The organism is Streptomyces sp. 11-1-2 (assembly GCF_003595545.1).
Taxonomy (GTDB): Bacteria; Actinomycetota; Actinomycetes; order Streptomycetales; family Streptomycetaceae; genus Streptomyces; species Streptomyces hygroscopicus_B.
Window position 1 is genome coordinate 922,505 of the sequence record NZ_CP022545.1, and the last position, 22,550, is coordinate 945,054.

The following is a 22,550-nucleotide window of genomic DNA, read 5'->3' on the forward strand; positions in this document are numbered from 1 at the left end:
GAAGGACGACATGACGTCTTCGAGGAACGATCGCGCTTCCGCGCTGCCCGAGGAGTTGCGGGAGGCGCTCCGCCGCCGCCTCGCGGGCAAGGCCGGACGCGCCGACGCCATCCCCCGCGCGGACCGCGCACGGCCGCTGCCGCTGTCCTTCGCCCAGGAACGGCTGTGGTTTCTGCACACCCTCCAGCCGGACGAGGCGGGGTACAACAGCGCGCTGGCGCTGCGGCTGACCGGCGCGCTGGACGTGGTGGCGCTCTCCGGGGCGCTGGATGCCCTGGTGGAGCGGCATGAGGCGCTGCGGACCACGTTCGACGACATCGACGGCCGGCCCGCTCAGGTGGTGCGCCCGGCCGCGCCCGTCCCCCTGCCGGTGGCCGACCTCACCGGCGCGGACCGGGGGCCGGGAGCGCTGGACCGGCTGCTGCTGGCCGAGTACGCCCGGCCGTTCGATCTGCGGACCGGCCCGCCGCTGCGGGCGCTGCTGATCCGCCTGGCCGAGGACGAGCACGTGCTGCTGCTCACGGCCCATCACATCGTCACCGACGGCTGGTCGATGGGGGTGCTCCAGGACGAGCTGTGCGCGCTGTACGGCGTGGAGCCCGGCGCGGACCCGCTGCCCCCGGTGCCGGTGCAGTATCCCGACTTCGCCGTGTGGCAGCGGGAGCGGCTCTCGGGGGCCGCCCTGGACCGGCAGCTCGGCTACTGGAAGGGGCGGCTGGACGGCGTCGTCCCCCTGGAGCTGCCCACCGACCGGCCCCGGCCCGCGGCGCCCACCTCTGCGGGGGCGGTCCATGAGTTCACCGTGGACCGCGCCACCGCGGACCGGCTGCGCGCGCTTGCCGCGCGGGAGCGGACCACGCTGTTCACGGCGCTGGTCGCCGCCTGCCAGGGGCTGTTCGCCCGCTGGTCGGGGCAGGACGACATCGCCATCGGCACCGTCACCTCCGGCCGTGGCCGCACCGAGCTGGAGCGCGCCGTCGGCTTCTTCGTCAACACGGTGGTGCTGCGCTCCGCGGTGGACACGGCCCGTTCCTACCGTGAGCTGCTGGCCGACGCCGGGGCCACGGTGCTGGACGCCTTCGCCCATGACGAGACGCCGTACCAACGGCTGGTGGAGGCCGTGGGGGCGCGCCGGGAGGCGGGCCGCAATCCGCTGTTCGACGTGATGGTGCTGCTGCACAGCGCCCCGCGGAGCGCGCCCCGGCTGGCCGGGCCGGCCGTGGCGAGCGTGGATGTGCCCCGGCGGTCGGCCACCTTCGACCTCAGCGTCGAATTCGTCGAGGACGGGTCGGATGGGGCGGAGCTGCGGGGGCTGCTGGAGTACAGCACCGAGCTGTTCGACGCGGCGACCGCCGAGCGGATGGCGGGCCATCTGCTGGTGCTGCTCGACGGGGTGGCCGCGGATCCGGACCGGCCGGTGCGGGAGCTGCCCCTGCTCACGGACGGCGAGCGGCGGCGGATGACGGCCGCCGGGCGCGGCCCCGCGCTCGCGGTCGAACCGGCCACGTTCCCGGCGATGTTCGAGGCGCAGGCGGCCCGTACCCCGGGGGCGACGGCGCTGGTGGCCTCCGACGCCACCTACGACTTCGCGGGGCTGAACACGGCAGCCAACCGGCTGGCGCACCATCTGATCACCCAGGGCGTCGGGCCGGAGCGCGTCGTCGGGGTGAAGCTGCCGCGGACCGCCGACATGGTCGTGGCGATCCTGGGGGTGCTCAAGGCGGGCGGGGTCTATCTGCCCCTCGATCCGGAACTCCCCGCCGAGCGCATCGCGTTCCTCCTGGCCGACGCCGAACCGGCGCTGATGCTCGACGAGGCCGCCCTGCGCGCCGTCCCCGCCACGCTGCCGACGGCCGATCCCACGGACGCGGACCGGACCGCCGCACTGCACCCCGACAGCGCCGCCTACGTCCTCTACACCTCCGGATCCACCGGCCGCCCCAAGGGGGTGGCCGTGGAACACCGGTCGATGGTCAACCTGCTGGTCGGCCACCGGCAGGGCTTTGTGGCCGAGGTGGGCAGCGGGCCGCTGCGCGCGGCGCTGACCGCCTCGTTCTCCTTCGACACCTCGCTGGAAGGGCTGCTCCTGCTGGCGGACGGCCATGAGCTGCACCTCATCGACGAGAACACCCGGCTCGATCCGGCCGCGCTGGTGGAGCACATCGCCGAGCACCGCATCGACTTCCTCGACCTCACCCCCTCCTATCTGCGGCAGCTTCTCCCGGCCGGACTGCTGGACCACCCCCGGCACCGCCCGCGGGTGCTGATGCTGGGCGGCGAGGCGCTCGGCCCGTCACTGTGGCGGCGGCTGGCGGACACGCCCGGCACGACGGCGTACAACTTCTACGGTCCGACCGAGTGCACCATCGACGCGCTCGCCGCCCGGATCGGCGGCGCCGGGCGTCCGGTGGTGGGCCGGCCGCTGGGCAATCTGCGCGCCCATGTGCTCGACTCCCGGCTCCAGCCGGTGCCGGTGGGGGTGGCGGGTGAGCTGTATCTGGCCGGTGAGCAGGTGGCCCGGGGGTACCGGGGCCGTCCGGGGCTGACCGCGTCCCGCTTCGTGGCCGATCCGTACGGGCCCGCCGGGAGCCGGATGTACCGCACCGGTGACCTGGCCCGCTGGACCGCCGAGGGGGAGCTGGAATGCCTCGGCCGCGCGGATGACCAGGTGAAGATCCGGGGCCACCGGATCGAACCGGGCGAGATCGAGGCGGCGTTGCTCGATCTCCCGGCCGTCGCCGAGGCGGCCGTCGTCGCGGTGACCGGCGACCGCGGCCACACGCGGCTGGCCGCCTACTACGTGCTCGCCCCGGGCGGTGAGCCGCCCGCCTCCGCCGAACTGCGCGCGGCCCTCGGGCGCACCCTGCCCGGCCATATGGTCCCCGGCGCGTTCGTCGCCCTCGACGCCATGCCGCTCAACGCCAGCGGCAAGCTGGACCGCCGGGCACTGCCCGCCCCGAGGCTCGATGCGGACCGGCGGGAGCGGGCCACCGAGGCTCCGCGCACGAAAACGGAGCGGGAGCTCGCACGGATCTGGGCCGAGGTGCTCGGCGCCCAAACGGTGGGAGTGAGCGACAACTTCTTCGAGCTGGGCGGCGATTCGATCCTCAGCATCCAGATCGTCGCCCGCGCCCGCCAAGCCGGACTCGCGCTCACCTCGCGCGACGTCTTCCTGCACCAGACCATCGCCGAGCTGGCCGCGGCCGTGACGCCGCGCAGCGCGCCCGGCGCCCCCGCCGACGAAGCGGTGGACGTGGCGGGTCCGGCGCCGCTCACGCCGATCCAGCACTGGTTCTTCGCCACCCATGGCCCGCTGCGCCACTTCACCATGTCGATGGTGCTCGATCTGCCGCACGACCTGGACGAGGGGGCGCTGGAGGCCGCGCTGGAGGCCGTGGTCGCGCACCACCCGGCCCTGCGCACCCGGTTCGTCCAGGGCGACGACGGCGGGTGGCACCAGCTCGCGGACGACGTGGCGGGCGGGTCGCTGCTGCGCCACCACGATCTGTCCGGGCTCGACGGGGCCGAGGAGACGGCCGCCGCCGAGGCGGCGGCGGAGGCCGTCCGCTCCGAACTCGACCTGGCGAAGGGGGCGTTGCTGCGGGGCGCCCTGCTCCGGCGTGGGGCGGGGGCCCGGCCGCGGCTGTTCCTCACCGCACACCATCTGGCCGTGGACAGTGTCTCGTGGCGCATTCTGCTGGGCGATCTGGAGAGCGCCTACCGGCAGGCCGCCGCCGGGGAGCCGGTGCGCCTGGAGCCCGCCTCCACCGCCTTCACCACCTGGGCCCACCGGCTGGGCGAGCGGGTGCGGGAGGGGCTGCTGGACGGCGATCTGGCGTACTGGGAGGGCGTACGGGAAGCGGGCGGCGCGGACCTTCCGGTGGACCGCCCGGGCACGGCCACGGCCGGGTCCACCCACACCGTGCGGGTGACGCTCGAGCGCGAGGTCACCGACGGGCTGCTGCGCCGGGTGCCCGGGGTGTACCGGACGCAGATCAACGATGTGCTCCTCAGCGCGCTGGGGCGGGTGCTCGCCGGCTGGACGGGCGAGGACCGGGTGCTGGTGGCCATGGAGGGCCATGGCCGGGAGGAGCTGGACGCGGCCGTCGAGCTGTCCCGGACCGTGGGCTGGTTCACCACGCAGTACCCGGTGGCGCTGACGCTGCCCGGGGACGGCTGGGGCGCGGTGCTGAGGTCGGTGAAGGAGCAACTGCGCGCGCTGCCGCACCGGGGGCTGAGCTATGAGGCGCTGGCGTATCTGAGCGCCCCGGGCTCCCCCGCGCGGGCGCTCGCCGACGCGCCGCTGCCGGGCATCTGCTTCAACTACCACGGCCAGTGGGGCTCGGGCGGCGACGGTGGCGCGTTCACCCTCACCGGGGAGAGCCTGGGGCGGGATCTGGCCGCCGACGAGCCCTCGGTGTATCCGCTCGATGTGTCCGCCGTGGTGGCGGCCGGTGAGCTGGAGCTGACCTGGCTGTTCTCCGACCGGGTCCATGACGTGGCTACGGTGCGGTGGCTCGCGGACGGCATGCTCACGGCGCTGCGGGAGATCGTGGCGCACTGCGACGGACCGGGCGCGGGCGGCCGGACGCCCTCCGACTTCCCGCTGGCCCGGCTGGACCAGGCCGCCCTCGACCGGCTGGTGGGCGACGGACGGGAGATCGAGGACGTCTATCCGCTGACGCCGCTTCAGGAGGGCATGCTCTTCCACCGGCTGGTCGGCGGCGCGGAGGACGTCTACCTCGACCAGGCCGTGCTGACCCTGGACGGGGTGCGCGACCCGGAGGCGTTCGCCCGGGCCTGGCAGGAGACGGTGGACCGCACCCCGGTGCTCCGCGGTGGCGTCGTCTGGGAGGGTGTGGAGCGGCCGCTGCAGATCGTCCGCCACCGGGCCGAGGTGCCCGTGACCCATCTGGACTGGCGCGGGCTGTCCGATGAGCGGCGCGAGGCCGAGCTGGAGCGCTTCCGCGCCGAGGACCTGGCCCTGGGCATCGACCTGGCCGCGCCGCCGCTGATGCGGCTGGCCATCGCCCGGCTGACCGACGCCCGGGTGGCGCTGATCTGGACCTCGCACCATCTGGTCCTGGACGGCTGGAGCCTGGCGCAGGTGTTCACCGAGGTGTGCGAGCGGTACACCGCGGCCACTGCGGGCCAGACCCCGGCGCTCCCCGCCCGTCGGCCGTTCCGCGACTATCTGCAGTGGCTGGCCGGGCAGGACGGGCAGGAGGCCGAGCGCCACTGGCGGGAGCTGCTCGCGGGCTTCACCGCGCCGACCCCGCTCCCCCGCGACCGGGTGGCCGTGGAGTCCCACCGGGCCCGGTCCTCGGCGACCGTGGCGGTGGCGCTCACCCCCGAGGTGTCGGAGGAGCTGCGCCGTACGGCCCGCGGTGGCGGCCTGACCGTCAACACCATCGTGCAGGGCGCCTGGGCGCTGCTGCTGTCCCGGTACGCCGCTGTGGAGGACGTGGTCTTCGGCACCACCGTCTCGGGCCGTCCGGCGGAGCTGGCCGGGGTCGAGTCGATGGTGGGGATGTTCATCAACACCCTGCCGACCCGGGTCCGGGTGGACGCCGCCCGGAACACCGGTGACTGGCTGCGGGAGCTCCAGGCGGCGCAGTCCGCGTCCCGGCGCCACGAATCCGTCTCGCTGGCGCAGGTGTCGGGCTGGAGCGAGCTACCGGCCGGGACCCCGCTCTTCGACTCCATGGTGGCGTTCGAGAACTACCCCTTCGACGACTCCTCGGCGCGCGAGGCGGGCCTGCGAATCGTCGAGGTGCGGTCCGTCGACGCGACCAACTTCGGCCTGAGTCTGCGAGCGCATCTCTCCGATCGGCTGGGCTTCGATCTCGGCTATGACCCGGGGCTGTTCGATGCCCGGACCGCGGCCGCGCTCGCCGACCGGCTGTGCCTGCTGCTCACCGCGATCGCGGCGGACACCGATCGTCCGCTGCGCGCGCTTCCGTGGACCACCGGCGAGGAGCGCCGGCGGATCCTGGTGGAGTGGGGCGGCGGCGCGGCTCCGGCGACGCCGGAGCGGACCCTGGTGGAGCTGTTCGAGGAGCAGGCCGCCCGGACCCCCGGGGCCATCGCCGTCTCCTGCGCCGGGACATCGCTGTCGTACGCCGAACTCGACGCGCGGGCGGGCCGGTTGGCGCATCGGCTCATCGCCGAGGGCGCCGGGCGGGAGCGGTATGTGGCACTGGCGCTGCCCCGTTCGCCGGACATGATCGTGGCGATCGTCGCGGTGCTGAAGACGGGGGCGGCCTATCTGCCGCTCGACCCGGACCAGCCGTCCGGCCGGATCGCCCGGATGCTCGCCGACGCCGAACCGGTCGTCCTGCTGACCACCGCCGCCCACCAGGCACTGCTCGATGAGGACACCGCCGTGGCCCGGCTGTGCCTGGACGACCCCGCCCTGATCGCCGATCTGGCGCGCCGGCCCGCCACCGTCCCGGCCGGTTCGGGGCCGCTGCCGGACAGCCCCGCCTACGCCATCTACACCTCCGGGTCCACGGGTGTGCCCAAGGGAGTGGTGATCCCGCACGCCAATGTGGTCCGGCTGTTCTCCCGGACCCATGCGTGGTTCTCGTTCGACGCGGGCGATGTGTGGACGCTGTTCCACAGTTACGCCTTCGACTTCTCCGTCTGGGAGATCTGGGGGCCGCTGCTGCACGGCGGCCGGCTCGTGGTCGTCCCCTACGCCGTCTCCCGCTCCCCGGAGGAGTTCCTGCGGCTGCTGGCGGACGAGCGGGTGACGGTGCTCAGCCAGACACCGTCCGCCTTCCAGGGGCTGATGCGCGCGGATGAGGAGAACCCCGGGGCCCGGCTCGCCCTGCGCCGCGTGGTGTTCGGCGGTGAGGCGCTCGACGCGCGGCGGCTGGCGGGCTGGTACGCGCGGCATCCGGACACCGCGCCGGTGCTGGTCAACATGTACGGGATCACCGAGACCACCGTGCATGTCACCTACGCCCCGCTCGACCGCGCCACCGCGTCCGTCGCGGCGGCCACCGGAAGCGCGATCGGCACCGGCATCCCCGATCTGCGGGTGTATGTGCTGGACGAGAGTCTTCGGCCGGTGCCGCCGGGGGCGGTCGGCGAGCTGTTTGTGGCGGGGGCCGGGCTCGCCCGGGGCTATCTGCACCGCCCGGGGCTGACCGCGTCCCGTTTCGTGGCCGATCCGTACGGGCCCGCCGGGAGCCGGATGTACCGCACCGGCGACCGGGCCCGGTGGAGCGCGGACGGGGAGCTGGAGTATCTGGGCCGCGCCGACGACCAGGTGAAGATCCGCGGCTTCCGGATCGAGCCCGGGGAGATCGAGGCCGCCCTGGTGGCCCATCCGGAGGTCGGCGACGCGGTGGTGACCGTGCGGGAGGACCAGCCCGGGATACGGCGGCTGGTGGCCTATGTGGTGGCCGCCGGTGCGGCCGCGCCACCGGACGCCGCCGAGCTGCGCGAGTTCCTCCAGCGGTCGCTGCCCGCACAGATGATTCCGGCGGCGTTCCTGTCGCTGGACGCGCTGCCGCTGACCGCCAACGGCAAGCTGGACCGGGGCGCGCTGCCCGCGCCCGGCCCGGACGGCTTCGCGGCGAGCGCCGAGCGGATCGCCCCGCGCACCGAGGCCGAGCGTACGGTGGCGCGGGTGTGGGCCGAGGTCCTCCCGGTCGAGGAGGCCGGGGCGACGGACGACTTCTTCGCCCTGGGCGGCGATTCGATCCTGGCCATCCGGGTGGCTTCCCGACTGCGGACGGCTTTCGGCGCGGACGTCACCCCGCGCGCGCTGTTCACCCACACCACCGTGGCCGAGCTCGCCGCCGCGCTGACCGTGCCTGAGGAGCGCGGGAGCGCGGACACCATCCCGGCCGTGCCACGGGACGGGGAGCTGCCGCTGTCCTTCGCGCAGGCGCGCCTGTGGTTCCTGGACTCCTTCGACGACGGCGGTACGGAGTATGTGACACCGTTCGCGCTGCGGCTGCGCGGCCATTTGGACATCGGCGCGCTGCGCACCGCCCTGGACGGTCTGGTGGCCCGGCACGAGCCGCTGCGCACCACCTTCGCCGAGGTGGACGGCCGCGGGGTGCAGCGGGTGCACGACCCGTACCCGGTGGCGCTGCCCTCGCACGACCTCACGGCCCGTCCCGCGGCCGACCGCGAGCGGGAGCTGGAGCGGCTGCTGGAGCGGGAGGGCGCCACCCCCTTCGAGCTGCGCACCGGGCCGCTGCTGCGGGCGTCCCTGATCCGGCTGGACGACAAGGAACACGTGCTCACCCTGACGATGCACCACATCGTCACGGACGGCTGGTCCACCGCCGTCATCGGCGCCGATCTGAGCGAGCTGTACGGCGCGGCGGTCATGGCACGGCCGCCCGCGCTCGCCCCGCTGCCGCTGGGTTACGCCGACTACGCGGCGTGGCAGCGCGATCCGCTCGGCGGCGCGGCGGCGGTGGAGCCGCAGTTGGAGTACTGGCGGGCGCGGCTGGCCGATCTGGCGCCGCTGGAGCTGCCCACCGACCGTCCGCGGCCGGCCGTGCAGACCAAGAACGGGGCGCTGCTGGAGTTCACCCTGACCGCCGGGCTGGTGGCGCGGCTGCGCGCGGCCGGGCGGCGCGGCGACGCCACCCTTTTCATGACGCTCCTCGCCACCTGCCAGGTGCTTCTCGCCCGCTGGTCGGGCCAGGAGGACATCGCGGTGGGCACCGTGACCTCGGGACGGGAGCGCCCCGAACTGGAGCAGCTGGTCGGGATGTTCGTGAACACGCTGGTGCTGCGCACCCGGGTGGACGCCGACCAGCCGTTCGAGGAGCTGCTCACCCGGGTGCGGGGCACCGTGCTGGACGCCTTCGCCCACCAGGACGTGCCGTTCGAGCGGATCGTGGACGCGCTCCAGCCGGAGCGGGACACCAGCCGCACTCCGCTCTTCCAGGTCATGGTGGCGCTGCACAATCTGGGCGCGGAGGTGCCGGATCTGCCGGGTCTCACGGTGGAGGCCGTCCGGGTTCCCGGCCGGACCGCCGGTTTCGATCTGGGCTTCGACTTCGTGGAGCACCTCGGCGCCCTGACCGGTTTCGTGGAGTACAACACCGACCTGTTCGACGCGGCCACCGTGGAGCGGATGACCCGTCAGTTGCGGCTGCTGCTGGAGGCGGTGGCCGAGGACCCCGGACTGCGGGTGGGCGAACTGCCGCTGCTGACCGCCGGGGAGCGGCGGACGGTGCTGGAGGAGTGGAACGACACCGCGCTCGCGGTGGCGGACACCACCTTCCCCCGTCTCTTCGAGGAACAGGCCGCCCGCGCCCCTGGCGCGACCGCACTGGTGGCCGCCGACGCCACCTACGACTTCGCGGAGCTGGGCGCCCGTGCCAACCGGCTGGCCCACCATCTGATCGCCCTCGGGGTGGGCCCGGAGAAGGTGGTCGCGGTCAGGCTTCCGCGCACCGCCGAGCTGATGGTGGCCCTGCTCGCCGTCCTCAAGGCGGGCGGTACGCACCTCTACGTCGACCCCGAACTGCCTCCGGAGCGCGCGCGATTCCTGCTGGAGGACGCGGCGCCCGAGGTCGTCCTCACCCCCGATGTCCTGCGGGACGCGCCCCTGGACGGGCTGCCGGACACCGATCCCACCGACGCCGACCGGCTGTCCCCGCTGCTCCCCGGGCACACCGCGTACATCACCTACACCTCGGGGTCCACCGGCCGCCCCAAGGGCGTCGCCGTCGAACACCGCCAGTTGGTCAACCTCTGCCTCGACCACGCGGCCGAGCTCATCGCACCGCACCAGGCCGAGGCGGGCCGTCCGCTGCGCGCGGCGCTGACCGCCGCGTTCTCCTTCGACACCTCCTGGGAGGGCGCGGTGTTCCTGGCCGCGGGCCAGGAGGTGCATCTGGTCGACGACGCGGTACGGCTCGACCCGGCCGCCCTCGTGGCGCTGATCGACGCCCGTGGCGTGGACTTCGTCGACCTCACCCCGTCGTACCTCCATGAGCTGATGGCGGCCGGGCTGTTCGCCCAGGGCCGCCACCGTCCCCGGATCGTCATGGTGGGCGGCGAGGCCCTCGGGACAGCGCTGTGGCGGGAACTGCGCGCGGTGCCGGGCGTGGCGGCGTACAACTTCTACGGGCCCACCGAATGCACCGTGGACGCGGTCTACGGCGACCTGGCCGGTCTCGGCGAGCGCCCGCTCATCGGACGGCCCGGCCGCAATCTGCGGGCGTACGTCCTGGACGGCGCGCTGCGGCCGGTACCGCCCGGCGTCCCCGGTGAGCTCCATCTGGCCGGGGCCCAGGTCGCCCGCGGCTATCTGCGCCGCCCCGGGCTCACCGCGGGGCATTTCGTCGCCGATCCGTACGGCCCTCCCGGCAGCCGGATGTACCGCACCGGCGACCGGGCTCGCTGGACGGCGGACGGGGCGCTGGAGTTCCTCGGCCGCGCCGACGAGCAGCTCAAGATCCGTGGGTTGCGGATCGAGCCCGGGGAGATCGAGGCCGCGCTGCTGGACCATCCGGCGATCCAGGAGGCGGTGGTCGTGGCCCGCGAGGACACCGGCCACCGGCGGCTGGTGGCCTATCTGGTGGCCACCGGTTCCGCCGACTCCCCCGACCCGGCCGCCGTCCCGGATCCGGTGGAGCTGCGCGCCCGGCTCAAGCGCGCCCTGCCCGACTACATGGTCCCGGCCGCCTTCGTGACGCTGGACCGGATGCCCCGCACCGACAGTGGCAAGGCCGACCGGCGCGCGCTGCCCGCTCCCCCCGAGCGGCCGGAGCAGGGCTCCCCGTACGTGGCCCCCCGGACCCCGGCCGAGACGGTGCTGGCGGGCGTCTGGGCCGAGGTGCTGGGCGTCCCCCAGGTGGGCGTGGAGGACAACTTCTTCGCCCTGGGCGGCGATTCGATCCTCAGCATCCAGATCGTCTCCCGCGCCCGCCAGGCCGGGCTGACCCTCACCTCCAAGGACGTCTTCCGCCACCAGACCGTCGCGGAACTCGGGCTGAGCGTCGAGACCGCCCGGCGGCAGCCGCTTCCGGAACCCGCCGAAGCGGTGGCCGGACCGGCGCCGCTGACCCCGATCCAGCACTGGTATCTGGACGGGCGGCGGCCCGGCGAGCGGCACCACTTCACCATGAGCCACCGGCTGGAGCTCACCGGCGACCTCGACGAGGCCGCCCTGCGCCAGGCGGTGGACGCCCTGGTGGCGCACCACGCGGCGCTGCGCACCCGCTTCCTGGCCGTCGACGGACGGTGGCGGCAGGAGGTCCTTCCCGCCGCCCCCGACGGTGTCCTGGAGCGGCACGACCTGTCCGGTCTGGACGATGCCGCACGCACCGCCGCCGTACGGGAGGCCACGGTCGCGGCCCAGACGGGGCTGGACATCGCCGAGGGGGCGGTGCTGCGGGTGCTGCTGTTCACCTTCGGTCCCGGGCGGCCGTCCGAGCTGCTGCTCACCGCCCACCATCTGGTGGTGGACGGCGTCTCCTGGCGGGTCCTGCTCGGCGACCTGGAGACCGCCTACCGCCGCGCCGCCGCCGGTGGCCAGGCCACCCTGCCCCCGGCGAGCAGCGCCTTCACCCGCTGGGCCGCCCGGCTGGCGGAACACGTGCGCTCCGGCGGGCTCGACGGCGATCTGGAGTATTGGACGGGGGTTGCGCGCTCCGCGCCCGCCGCGCTCCCCGTCGACCGTGAGGGCCCCAACACCCATGAGACGGCGGCCACGGTGACCACCGTCCTCGGCCGGGCCGAGACCGAGGCGCTGCTGCGCCAGGTCCCCGGTGTCTACCGGACGCGGATCAACGATGTGCTGCTGGGCGCGCTCGGCCGGAGCCTGGCCCGTTGGACCGGTGGGGACACGGTGCTGATCGGCGTGGAGGGACACGGCCGCGAGGATCTCTTCGAGGACCTGGATCTCTCCCGTACGGTCGGCTGGTTCACCTCCGAATACCCGCTCGCGCTGGCCGTCGACGCCGAGGCGGGGTGGCGCGACACCCTCCGGTCCGTCAAGGAGCAGTTGCGCGCCGTCCCGCACCACGGGCTCGGCTACGGAGCGCTGCGCCATCTGGCCCCCGAGGGCTCCCCGGCCGGGGAGCTGCGGGACGGCCCGTCACCGCAGATCGTCTTCAACTACCACGGCCAGTGGGAGGTGGCGGCGGACGACGGCGCCGCCCCCGGGCTCTACCGCGCCGCCCTCCCCGTGACCGGCCAGGACGCCCCGCCCGGGGAGACCCGCCCCTGTCTGCTGGAGGTCACCGGCGCGGTCCAGGACGGCCGGCTGGAGCTGGGCTGGAGCTATCCGGCCCGGATGTACGACGAGGCGACCGTGCGCCGGCTCGCGGACGACTGTCTGGCCGCGCTGAAGGAGATCGTGGCGCACTGCGCGGAGCCCGGCGCGGGCGGGCGCACGCCGTCCGACTTCCCGCTCGCCCGGCTCGACCAGCGCCAGGTGGACCTGATCGCCGGTGACGGCGGCGCGGTGGAGGACGTCTATCCGCTGACCCCGCTCCAGGCCGGCATGCTCTTCCATGGCCTCGTGGACAGCGGTGCCACCGGTGGCGCCTACTTCGACCAGATCGCCATCCGGATCGGCGGGATCGCCGACCCGGACGCCTTCGCCGACGCCTGGCAGCGGGTGGTGGACCGGACGCCGGGCCTACGCAGCTCCGTCCGCTGGGATGGGCTCGCCGAGCCCGTCCAACTCGTCCACCGCCAGGCCGAGTTGCTCACCACCCGGCTGGACTGGCGGGGGCTGACACCGTCCGCGCGCGAGGAGGCGCTGGGCCGGCTGCTGGCCGAGGACCGCGCCGCCGGGATGGCACTCACCTCGGCCCCGCTGAGCCGGATCGCGGTGGCCGGGCTGCCCGATGACGAGGTCATGCTGGTGTGGACCTCCCACCATCTGATGCTGGACGGCTGGAGCACCGGGCAGATCTTCGCCGAGGTGTGCGAGACCTACGCGGCCCTCGTCGCCGGACGCACACCGCGGCCGACCGCGCGCCGGCCCTTCCGGGACTTTCTGCGCTGGCTGCGCGGACAGGACCAGGAGCGGGCGGAGCGCCACTGGCGCGGGGTGCTGGCGGGCTTCGGCGTCCGCACGCCGCTGCCGTACGACCGGCCGCCCCGGGAGGCGCATCGCACCTCCTCGACCGCGCTGACCCGGCTGGAGCTGACCGAGGAGGTGTCCGCCCGGCTGCGGGAGACGGCGCGCGGCGGCGGGCTGACGGTCAACACGGTGGTGCAGGGGGCGTGGGCGCTGCTGCTGTCGCGGTACGGCGGTGAGCGCGATGTGGTGTTCGGCACCACCGTCTCGGGCCGTCCGGAGGGGCTGCCGGGCGTGGAGACGATGGTCGGCATGTTCATCAACACGGTCCCCACCCGGGCCGTGGCCGAGGGCGGCCGTGAGGTCGTGGAGTGGCTGCGGGAGCTTCAGGAGCAGCAGAGCGAGTCCCGCCGCTTCGACTTCGTCGCCCTCCCCCGGATCCAGGCCCTCAGCGCGCTTCCGGCCGGTGAGGCGCTCTTCGACAGCATGGTGGTGTTCGAGAATTACCCCTTCGACGAGGCGTCGGCGGCCGGTGCCGGGATCCGTGTCCAGGAGGTGCGGGCCGAGGACTCCACCAGTTTCCCGCTGTGTCTGCGCGCCTATCTCGGCGACCGGCTGGGCTTCGACATCGCCTACGATCCGGCGCTGTTCGACGCGGCCACCGTGGAGCGGGCAGCGGCCCATCTTCAGACGCTGCTGACCGGGATCGCGGACGGCGCCGGACGGTCGCTGGACGAGCTGCCGCTGCTGACGGCGGCGGAGCGCCTCCGGGCGATGGGCGAGTGGAACGCCACCGCCCGGCCGCTGCCGGAGGGCTCGCTGGCCGACCTGTTCGCCGAGCGGGTCCGCCGTACCCCGGACGCCGTCGCCGTCACCGACGGCGCCACCTCGCTCAGCTACGCCCAACTCGATGACTGGGCGGGCCGGTTGGCGGGACACCTGGTGCGGTCCGGGCTGCGGCCGGAGGACCGGGTGGCGCTGCTCATGGACCGGTCGGTGGAGCTGGTCGTGGCCGAGCTGGCGGTGGTCAGGGCCGGTGGGGTGTATGTACCGGTGGATGTCCGCGCCCCGGGCGATCGGCGGCGGACGCTGCTGGACCAGGCGGGCGCCGCGGTCGTGCTGACGCCGGAGGAGGTGGCCGCCGCGCGGGAGGCCGAGCCGATGACACACGTGGTGCCGGTGCACCGGGACCAGTTGGCGTATGTGATGTTCACCTCCGGCTCGACCGGTGTGCCCAAAGCCGTCGGGGTGCGCCATCGCGATGTGGCGGCGCTCGCCCTCGACCGCGCCTTCGCCGGTGGCGGGCACGAGCGGGTGCCACTGCACTCTCCGGTGGCGTTCGACGCCGCCACCTACGAGATGTGGGTGCCGCTGCTGGGCGGTGGCCGGGTGGTGGTGACATCGGGCGAGCTGGACGCAGTCGCGGTACGCCGACTGGTGGCAGCACAGGGGATCACCGGACTCTGGCTGACCGCCGGGCTGTTCCGGCTGCTGGCGCAGGACGCGCCGGACTGCTTCGCGGGGCTGCGCGAGGTGTGGACGGGTGGCGATGTGGTGCCCGCGGCCTCGGTGCGCCGGGTGCTGGAGCGCTGCCCCGGGCTGACCGTGGTGGACGGGTACGGGCCGACCGAGACGACGACCTTCGCCACGTCCTTCCCGATGTCCCGCGCCGACGGGGTGCCCGAGGTGGTGCCGATCGGCCGGCCGCTGGACAACATGCGGGTCCACGTCCTGGATTCGCGGCTGCGGATCGTGCCGTCGGGGGTGGTCGGGGAGCTTTTCATCGCCGGGGAAGGGGTGGCGCGTGGCTATCTCGGCCGTCCCGGTCCGACCGCCGCGGCGTTCCTCGCCGATCCGTACGGGCCCGCCGGGGAGCGGATGTACCGCACGGGCGATCTGGCGCGCCGACGGCCGGACGGCACGGTGGAGTTCCTCGGCCGCGCCGATGACCAGGTCAAGGTCCGTGGCTTCCGGATCGAGCCGGGCGAGGTGGAGGGGGTGCTGGCCGGTCATCCGGAGGTGGCGGATGTCGCCGTGGTCGCCCAGGACGGCGGTCCCGGTGGCAAGCGGCTGGTGGCCTATGTGGTGGCCGGTGGCGACGGGGCGGCGGACGGTGCGCGGCTGCGGGCGTACGCGGCGGAGCGGCTACCGGACTACATGGTGCCGTCCACCGTCGTCCCGCTGGACGCACTGCCGCTCGGCCCGACCGGGAAGCTGGACCGCGCGGCGCTGCCCGCCCCGGGCCCGGACATCCGCCGTACGCCCTACCGCGCACCGCGCGAGGGAGCCGAACAGGCCGTGGCGGCGGTGTGGGCCGAGGTGCTGGAGGTGGAACGGGTCGGCGCCGAAGACAACTTCTTCGAGCTGGGCGGCGACTCGATCCTCTCCATCCGGCTCACCTCACGGCTGCGGGAGGTGCTCGGGGTGGAGCCCTCGCCCCGCCTGGTGTTCACCCATCCGACCGTCGCCGCTCTGGCCGAGGCGCTCGGTGGCGCGGACGGCCGCGCCGGGGACCGGCCCGCCCCGATCACACCGGTGGCCCGGGACGGCGAGCTGCCGCTGTCGTATCCGCAACAACGTCTGTGGTTCCTGGACTCCTTCGCGCCGGACAGCGCCGAGTACATCACCCCGCTGGCGCTGCGGATGCGCGGAACCCTCGATGTGGATGCGCTCGGGGCGGCGCTGACCGCGCTGGTGGCCCGGCATGAGTCGCTGCGGACCACCTTCGACGCGGTGGACGGCCGCGGGGTGCAGATCGTGCACGACCCCTGGGAGATCCGGCTCGACCCGTCCGATCTGTCCCACCTCCCCGCCGACGAGCGGGAGGCGGAGCTGGTGGAGCTGCTGGCGTACGAGCGGGCGCGCCCGTTCGATCTGCGGCGCGGACCGCTGCTGCGGACCGGGCTGATCCGGCTCGGCGCCCAGGAGCACGTACTGAGCCTGACGCTGCATCACATCATCACGGACGGCTGGTCCACCGGTGTGCTCACCGGCGATCTGCGGGAGCTGTACGGGGCGGCGCTGAGCGGTGAGCCCGCGGCGTTGCCCCCGCTGCCGGTGCACTACGCGGACTTCGCCGCCTGGCAGCGCGCCGAGCTGACCGCTCCCCGCGCGGATGAGGAACTGGCTTACTGGACACGCCAGTTAACCGGGGTCCCGGCGCTGGAGCTGCCCACCGACCGGCCCCGGCCCGCGGTGCGGACGAAGCACGGCGCGACCGCGGGGTTCACAGTTCCCGCCGAAGTGAGCCTGCGTCTCAAGGAGTTCGGGCAGGCACGGGGAACCACCCTGTTCATGACGCTGGTGGCGGCGTCCCAGATCCTGCTGGCCCGGCTGTCGGGCGGGCGGGACATCGCCGTGGGCACCGTCACCTCGGGGCGGGAGCGCCCCGAGGTGGAGCGGCTGATCGGCTTCTTCGTCAACACCCTGGTGCTGCGCTCCACAGTCGATCCGCACGCCCGGTTCGGCGACTTCCTGGCCGAGGTGCGCGGCACCGTCCTGGACGCCTTCGCCCATCAGGCGGTGCCGTTCGAGCGGGTGGTGGACGAGGTGCGGCCGGTCCGGGACACCAGCCGGACACCGCTGTTCCAGGCGATGGTGGTGCTGCAGAACGCCCCGGGCCGGGCGCTGGAGCTGCCCGGTCTGGAGCTGGCGGACGTGGAGCTGGACACCGACACCGCCGCCTTCGACCTGACCTTCGAGTTCGCCGAGGCCGAGGGCGGGGTGCTGCGCGGACTGATCGGCTACAGCACCGATCTGTTCGACGCCCCGACCGTGGAGCGGATGGGCGACGCCCTGTGCACGCTGCTCGCCGCGATCGCCGAGGATCCGCGGCGGCCGGTGGGCGCGCTGCCGCTGACCACCCCGGCCGAGCTGCGACGCACCCTGGTCGAGTGGAACGACACCCGGCGCGAGGTGGACCGGGCCACGCTGCGCGAGCTGTTCGAACGGCAGGCGGCCGTCTCCCCGGATGCCACGGCCGTACGGTACGGGAAGGGCGATCTCACCTTCGCCGAGCTGGAGACGGCCGCGAACCGGTTGGCACACCGGCTGATCGGCCAGGGTGTGGGGCCGGAGCGGCTGGTGGCGCTGGTGCTGCCGCGCTCGGTGGAGATGCTGGTGGCGCAGCTGGCCGTGGCGAAGGCGGGCGGTGCGTTCCTGCCGGTCGACCCCGGGTATCCCGAGGAGCGGGTGGCGTTCATGCTGCGGGACGCCGCGCCCTCGGTGGTGCTCGACGACGCGGCCTCGGTCTGGACCGATGACGGTCCCGCCGGGCCACCGCCCGGCCGTGGCCTGACGCCGGACCATCCCGCGTATGTCATCTACACCTCCGGATCCACCGGTGTGCCCAAGGCGGTCGTGGTCACCCATGCGGGGCTGGCCGGCTTCTCGTCGGCCGCGGCCGCGCACTACGACGTGCGGGCCGGGGACCGGGTGCTCCAGTTCTCCTCCCCCAGCTTCGACGCCTCCGTCCTGGAGCTGTGCGTCTCGCTGCCCCGTGGCGCGACGCTAGTGATCGGTGACGAGGGCCCGCTGCTGGGCGAGCGGCTGGCCGAGGTGCTCGGCGGGCAGCGGATCACCCATGCGCTGATCCCCCCGGCCGCGCTGGCCACCGTGCCGGAGGCGGCGTGGCGGGCGGGGCTGCCGGATCTGCGGACCCTGATCGTCGGCGGCGACGCCTGCTCCGCCGAGCTGGTGGACCGCTGGGCGCCGGGCCGGCGCCTGGTCAACTCCTACGGCCCGACGGAGGCCACGGTGGTGAGCACCTGGTCCGGGCCGCTCACGGCGGGGTCGGGGGCGCCGCCGATCGGCCGGCCGATCCCGAACACCCGGGTCTATGTGCTGGACGAGGCGCTGCGCCCGGTGCCGGTGGGCGTGGCCGGGGAGCTGTATGTGGCGGGCGCGAGTTTGGCGCGCGGCTATCTGGGCCGCCCAGGGCTGACCGCCGCACGGTTCGTGGCCGATCCGTTCGGCCCGGCGGGCGGCCGGATGTACCGCACCGGCGACGTGGTGCGGTGGACCGGCGACGGTGAGCTGAGGTTCCTGGGCCGGGCCGATGACCAGGTCAAGGTGCGGGGCTTCCGGATCGAACTCGGCGAGGTGGAGAGCGCGCTGCGGCGCAGTCCTCAGGTGCGGGAAGCGGTGGTCGCCGTACGGGAGACCGCCCCGACCCCGGAGCAGCCCTCCGGTGGGAAGCGCCTGGTGGGCTATGTCGTCCCGGCGCCGGGCGCCGCGCCGACCGCCGCCTCGCTGCGCGACGTCCTGGGGCGGACCCTGCCGTCCCATATGGTGCCGTCCGCGTTCGCCACCCTGGACGCCCTTCCGCTCACCGCCCACGGCAAGGTCGACCGCCGGGCCCTGCCCGATCCGGATCCGGCGCCCGTCACCTCCAGTGCGGGCCATGTCGCCCCGCGCACCCCGATGGAGCACCGGATCGCGGACATCTGGGCGGATGTGCTCGGTCTGGAACGGGTGGGCGTGGACGACAACTTCTTCGACCTCGGCGGGGATTCCATCCTCAGCATCCAGGTGGTCTCCCGCGCCCGCCAGGCCGGGCTCCGGCTGACCACCAAGGATCTGTTCGCCCATCAGTCGGTGGCCGCGCTCGCCGCCGTGGCCACGGCCGAGCGGGACGAGGTCCGGGCGGAGCCGGTGACCGGGTCGCTTCCGCTCACCCCGATCCAGCGCTGGTTCTTCGCCACCCACACCGTGAATCCGCGCCACTTCAACCAGTCCACCCTGCTGGAGCTGCACCAGGAGCCGGACGAGAAGGCGCTGGAGGGGGCGCTGGCCGCGCTCCTGGTCCACCATGACGCGCTGCGCACCCGGTTCACCGAGGACGGCGGCGAGTGGCGGAGCCACGTCCCCGAACCGGAGGCCGAGATCGCCGTCCTGGACCGCCACGACCTGTCCGGCCGGCCGGCGCGGGAGGCGGACGCGGCGATGGAGAAGGCGGCCGACGCGCTCCACGCGGACTTCGACCTCGGCCGGGGGCCGCTGCTGAAGGCCGCGCTGTTCCGCTTCGGCGAGGGCCGGCGGCCGTTCCTCTTCCTGACCGCGCACCATCTGGTCATCGACGGGGTGTCCTGGCGGATCCTGCTGGACGATCTGGACATCGCCTATCAGCAGGGCGTACGGGACGAACCGGTGGACCTCGGCTCCAGGACCACCGCCTTCCGCGACTGGGCGCGGGGGCTCGCCGAACATGTCGCGGGCGGCGCCCTGGACCACGAGGCCGACCACTGGTGCGGGGCGCTCGACGCCCGGCCGCTGCCGGTCGACCATCAGGTGGCCGCGCCGGGGGCCGAGATCCGTACGGTGCCGGTCGAGCTCGACGAGCGGGACACCGAGGCGCTGCTGCGCTCGGCGCCCACCGCCTATCGCACCCGGATCAACGATGTACTGCTCGCCGCCCTCGCGCTGGCGCTGTCCCGCTGGACGGGCCAGGAGCGGGTCTCCGTGGAGCTGGAGGGCCATGGGCGCGAGGACATCCTGGACGGGGTCGATCTCTCCCGTACGGTGGGCTGGTTCACCACCATGTACCCGGTCTCCTTCGACCTGCCGGACATCCCCGAGGGCGGCCCGGCCGACTGGCGCGGTCTGGTCAAGTCGGTCCGGCGGCGGCTGCGGACCGTCCCCGGCAACGGCTTCGGCTTCGGGGCGCTACGGGCCTTCGGCCCACCCGCGCTGCGCGAGCGGCTGTCCCGGCACGGCGCCGGGCCGCAGATCGTGTTCAACTACCTGGGCCAGTGGGACGCCCGGTCGGCGCGGTCCCAGGGCGGTCTGGTGCACGCCGAGCACGGGTCGTTCGGCCAGGACCACGACCCGCGCGAGGGCGGCTCCCATCTGCTGGAGGTGGTGGGCGCGGTGCAGGACGGCCGGCTCGGCTTCACCTGGCGCTACCGCCCCGATGTGCATGATAACGCGACCGTGGAGGCGGTGGCCGGGGACTTCGCGGCTGCGCTGCGCCGGATCGCCGAGGACTGCCGGGGCGCCGTATGACCGCGGCCCCGCCGGTGTCCCCGCCGGTTCCCCTCTCGCGCAACCGGGACTACCGGCTGCTGTGGGGCAGTCAGGCGCTCTCGGAGTTCGGCTTCCACGCGGCGGTGATCGCGTTTCCGCTGCTGGTCCTCGCGCTCACCGGCTCGGCCGCCGCCTCCGGTCTGGTCATGGGCACCATCGCCGCCGCGCAGATGGTGGTGGGGCTCCCGGCGGGTGTCCTGGTGGACCGCTACGACCGCAAGGCCATCATGCTGGGCTGCGAGGCGGCCCAGGCGGTCTCCGCGATCAGCCTGGTGGTCGCCGTGTGGGCCGGTGCGGCCACCGTCTGGCACATGGTGGCCGTGGCGGCGGTGTTCGGGGCGAGCGCGGCACTCTTCGAACCGGCGGAGAACGCGTCGCTGCCCGCCCTGGTGGCGGACGACCATCTGCCCACGGCGGTGGCGATGAACACGGCACGTGCCTCGATGGGCCAGCTGGCGGGCACCGCGACCGGCGGATTCCTCTTCGCCGTGGGGCGGTTCGTCCCCTTCCTGGTGGACGCCGTGACGCATACGCTCTCCTTCGTCGCGCTGCTCTTCGTCAGGCTGCCCCGGCGCGAACGGCCCCCCGGCGGGGCGGGCCCGCTGGGCCGTGAGGCGCTGGCCGGGCTGCGGTGGGTGTGGCGGGAGCGCCGGATCCGGGTCACCGTGGCGTGCGCGGTGGTGCTCAACCTGTTCTTCAGCGCCTTCTATCTCGTCGTCATCGTGCTCGCCGAGTCCCGGGGGGTGCCCTCCGGGGAGGTGGGCGTGATGGCGGCCATGCTCGGGGTGGGCGGGGTGGCCGGCGCGCTGGTGGCGCCCGTGCTGTACCGGCGGCTGGGCTCGTACGGCTCCATCGTCGCGGTGTTCTGGGCCCTGGCCGTGTTCGCCCCGGTCACCGTACTGGTGGACAGCGGCTATCTGATCGGGGTGCTGTTCGCCCTGATGGCGCTGTTCCCGCCGACGGCCAACACCGCGATCATGACCGATCAGCTCCTGCGCACCCCGGACGAGCTGCGCGGCAGGCTCACCAGCACACTCGTGCTGGCCTGCGGTGCCGCGGGCGCGGCGGGTCCCGCGCTGGGCGGATCGCTCGCCCAGACCGTGCCGGGCGACCGGGCGATCCTGCTCTGTGCGGCGGGGATGGCCGCCGCGGCCGTCCTGGCCACCGCCAGCCCGACCCTGCGCACGCTGTCCCGGCGCCATGAGGAGGGGCGGCCGACCCAACCCGACTGACCGCCATCCGTGACGTCACCGACCATCACCAACCTGACCGATCACCGACAGGAGACAACGACCATGGACGACAACGCCCGCTACCAGGTGCTGCGCAACGACGAGGACCAGTACTCGCTGTGGCCCGCCGACCTCGAGGTGCCCGAGGGCTGGCGCCCCGTCGGCAAGGAGGGCACCAAGGACGAGTGCTCCGCGTACGTCGACGAGGTGTGGACCGATATGCGGCCGCGCAGCCTGCGTGAACGCATGGACAACGTGGCCTCCTGACGGGGCCTCCTGGGGCGGTGCGGCCGGCGCGTAACGGCGCCGGCCGTGACCGGGCCCCTCAACTTCCCCGTACCGGCAGGCGGTTTACCATCCTGGGAACAGTCGACCGCGGCGCGAGCGATCGCGCCGGGATACGGAGGAGAACCACGTGACCGCGCAAGGGGTAGCATCCCAGACCGGAAGCGGGCCGGAGCCCCCCAACACCCCTCTCAACCAGGGGCGACCGCACAGCGCCCGGATGTACGACTACTTCCTGGGCGGCAAGGACAACTACGTCGCCGACCGTGAGGCCGCGGCCAAGGTGCTCACCCTCTGGCCGGGTGTCATGATCGCCGCCCGGACCAACCGGGCCTGGATGCACCGCGCGATCCGCTTCCTCGCCGCCGAGCGGGGCATCCGCCAGTTCCTCGACATCGGCACCGGCATTCCCACCCGGCCCAATCTGCACGAGGTCGCCCAGGGAATCGCCCCGGACGCCCGGGTCGTCTACGTGGACAACGACCCCATCGTCCTCGCCCACGCCCAGGCCCTGCTCAAGAGCAGCCCCGAGGGCCGCACGGCCTATGTGCACGGGGACATCACCGAGCCCGGGAACATCCTCGCCTCGCCCGATCTCACCGAGGTGCTGGACCTGTCCCGGCCCGTCGCGCTGAGCCTGGTCTCGCTGCTGCACTTCGTGCCCGACGAGTGGGGCCCGTACGAGATCGTCCAGCGGCTGGTCGACGCGCTCGCCCCCGGCTCCTTTCTGGTGCTGAGCCACATCACCCCGGACTTCGACCCCGAGGCCACCCAGAAGACCGTGCAGGTCTACCGCAGCGGGGGCATCTCGGGGCAAATCCGTACCAGGGACGAGGTGGAACGCTTCTTCACCGGGCTGGAGCTGGCCGAACCGGGCCTGGAGGTGCCGCACCGGTGGCGCACCGACCTGGCCGAAACGGACTCCCAGGTGGAGACCGGCGATGTGACCGACGAAGAGGTGTCCTTCTGGGCGGGTGTCGCCCAGAAGTCCTGAC

4 protein-coding genes are annotated in these 22,550 nt (G+C 73.9%); all 4 read left to right on the forward strand.

The window, feature by feature from the left end; translation table 11 throughout:
- The first annotated feature begins 10 nt into the window (after nucleotides 1-10).
- The 4 genes from CGL27_RS04245 to CGL27_RS04260 all read left to right on the forward strand — a co-directional run bounded on the left by CGL27_RS04245 (nucleotide 11) and on the right by CGL27_RS04260 (nucleotide 22,549).
- Complete coding sequence (locus tag CGL27_RS04245; RefSeq protein WP_119984638.1) at nucleotides 11-20,017, forward strand: non-ribosomal peptide synthase/polyketide synthase; 20,007 nt, start codon at nucleotides 11-13, stop codon at nucleotides 20,015-20,017.
- Nucleotides 20,014-21,270 carry an MFS transporter gene (locus CGL27_RS04250; RefSeq protein ID WP_119984639.1) on the forward strand — a complete coding sequence of 419 codons (1,257 nt, stop codon included), beginning with the start codon at nucleotides 20,014-20,016 and terminating at the stop codon, nucleotides 21,268-21,270. The genes CGL27_RS04245 and CGL27_RS04250 overlap by 4 nt, the downstream gene beginning before the upstream one ends.
- Before the next feature lie 63 nt (nucleotides 21,271-21,333).
- Nucleotides 21,334-21,537 (forward strand): MbtH family NRPS accessory protein, encoded by a 204-nt coding sequence (locus tag CGL27_RS04255; protein WP_046086618.1) that lies wholly within the window; start codon nucleotides 21,334-21,336, stop codon nucleotides 21,535-21,537.
- A gap of 148 nt (nucleotides 21,538-21,685) precedes the next feature.
- The gene (locus CGL27_RS04260) at nucleotides 21,686-22,549 is read left to right on the forward strand and encodes an SAM-dependent methyltransferase (RefSeq protein WP_119984641.1); all 864 of its coding nucleotides are present in this window, start codon (nucleotides 21,686-21,688) and stop codon (nucleotides 22,547-22,549) included.
- Nucleotide 22,550: the final 1 nt, after the last annotated feature.

What these genes read in the sequence shown, in the direction of transcription:
- CGL27_RS04245 (WP_119984638.1), top strand. Translation starts at nt 11, where the DNA reads ATGACGTCTTCGAGGAACGATCGCGCTTCCGCGCTGCCCGAGGAGTTG.
- CGL27_RS04250 (WP_119984639.1), top strand. Translation starts at nt 20,014, where the DNA reads ATGACCGCGGCCCCGCCGGTGTCCCCGCCGGTTCCCCTCTCGCGCAAC.
- CGL27_RS04255 (WP_046086618.1), top strand. Translation starts at nt 21,334, where the DNA reads ATGGACGACAACGCCCGCTACCAGGTGCTGCGCAACGACGAGGACCAG.